This is a genomic window from Pseudomonas sp. 50_B (assembly GCF_017491625.1).
GTDB lineage: Bacteria > Pseudomonadota > Gammaproteobacteria > Pseudomonadales > Pseudomonadaceae > Aquipseudomonas > Aquipseudomonas danubii.
In genome coordinates, this window is record NZ_JAFGYX010000055.1 from 1 (window position 1) to 1,807 (window position 1,807).

At 56.1% G+C, this 1,807-nt stretch carries 2 protein-coding genes; one reads left to right on the top strand and one right to left on the bottom strand.

Annotated elements, in window-relative coordinates; all coding sequences use genetic code 11:
- Positions 1 to 1,096, bottom strand: a 1,096-nt coding sequence (gene arcD / locus J5M73_RS30860; protein ID WP_207816839.1) for an arginine-ornithine antiporter, incomplete at its 3' end; no start/stop codon positions are given.
- A 451-nt stretch (positions 1,097 to 1,547) separates the two neighbouring features.
- On the opposite strand from arcD, the gene J5M73_RS30865 reads away from it, so the two are divergent.
- A partial coding sequence (locus J5M73_RS30865; RefSeq protein WP_128573266.1) for an amino acid permease occupies positions 1,548 to 1,807 on the top strand: 260 nt, incomplete at its 3' end.

A 1,807-nucleotide genomic window follows, 5' to 3' on the forward strand; every position in this document is an offset into this window, starting at 1 on the left:
TCATCGACGATGCCAGATAGATCAGGCTGGTATAGGTGCCGGCGGAAAACAGGGTGATCAACAGGAAGATCTGGATCATCACGTTGGTCAGCCACAGGGCATTGACCGGCACATGGTTGGCGTTCTCCTTCTTCAGGAACGCTGGCATGGTCCGGTCCCGGGCGGTCGCGTAGAGAATCTCCGCGCACAGCAGGGCCCAGGACAACAGCGCCCCCAGCAGGGAAATCGCCAGGCCAATGCTGATCAGCAAGGCGCCCCAGGGGCCGACGATATGTTCCAGCACTGCTGCCAGGGAAGGGTTCTGCAGCTTGGCCAGCTCCGGCTGGCTCATGATCCCCAGGGACAGCACGTTCACCAGCACCAGCAGCGCCAGCACCCCCAGGAAGCCGATCACCGTGGCCCGCCCGACGTCCGCGCGTTTCTGCGCCCGGGCCGAGTAGACGCTGGCGCCCTCGATGCCGATGAACACGAATACCGTGACCAGCATCATGTTGCGCACCTGGTCCATCACCCCGCCAAAATTCGGATTGCTACGGCCCCAGATATCGCGGGTGAAGATGTCGGCCTTGAACGCCACGGCCGCAATGACGATGAACATCACCAGCGGCACAATCTTCGCCACCGTGGTCAATTGGTTGATGAACGCCGCCTCCTTGATCCCACGCAGCACCAAAAAGTGCACGGCCCACAGCAGCAATGACGCACAACCGATGGCCACCGGGGTATTGCCCTGGCCGAACACCGGAAAGAAATAGCCCAGGGTGCTGAACAGCAGGACGAAGTAGCCGACGTTGCCCAGCCAGGCACTGATCCAGTAGCCCCAGGCGGACGAGAAGCCCATGTAGTCGCCGAATCCGGCCTTGGCATAGGCATAGACTCCGGAATCCAGCTCCGGCTTGCGGTTGGCCAGGGTCTGGAAAACGAACGCCAGGGTCAGCATGCCCACAGCGGTAATTCCCCAGCCGATCAGCACCGCACCGGCATCGGCCCGGGCGGCCATGTTCTGCGGCAGGGAAAAGATCCCACCGCCAATCATGGAACCCACGACCAGAGCGATCAGTGCACCGAGTTGAAGCTTCTGCGCCGGTTGTGTCATCCCTACCTCTGCCTCAGTGAGTCGATCTGGCGATAAACCTGAAGTTTATTAAATAACGTCTACAAACGTGCGTCTAACAGTAACAGTCAATTAATCATCCTTTATCCGCACTGGCTTTAGATACCCTGCAGAAGACACTGAATAACCGAGTGTTTTGTTCTGTATATGTACTAAGTGCCATCATCAGCAAGTGATTATTAAACACCGGTAAAGATTTGCACATTCTGCAAAAGGGTCTAGTTTCAAACATCGTCGGCAATGAGAACTCCTACTGATTAGGAGATCATAAAGCGTCTGGAATGGCCCTTTCAGGGCAGCATTCTACCTCCCGTAATAAATCTTAAGTCATTCATTCACAACGGAATGTAGCGATGAACTGATCTAAGTCAGCTGTTCGGATTGCCAGCAGATTTACTCTGAAGTCTCTCTTCTCCTGCATTGGAGTCACGCAATGTCTGAATCCCCCGGTAAACTAAGACTGGGCGCCTTAGTCGCCCTGGTAGTGGGTTCCATGATTGGCGGCGGGATCTTCTCCTTACCGCAAAATATGGCAGCCAGCGCCGATGTCGGTGCAGTTCTTATTGGTTGGGCAATTACCGCTGTCGGCATGTTGACCCTGGCATTTGTCTTCCAGACCCTGGCCAATCGCAAACCTGATCTGGACGGTGGTGTATATGCCTACGCCAAGGCCGGATTCGGCGACTACATGGG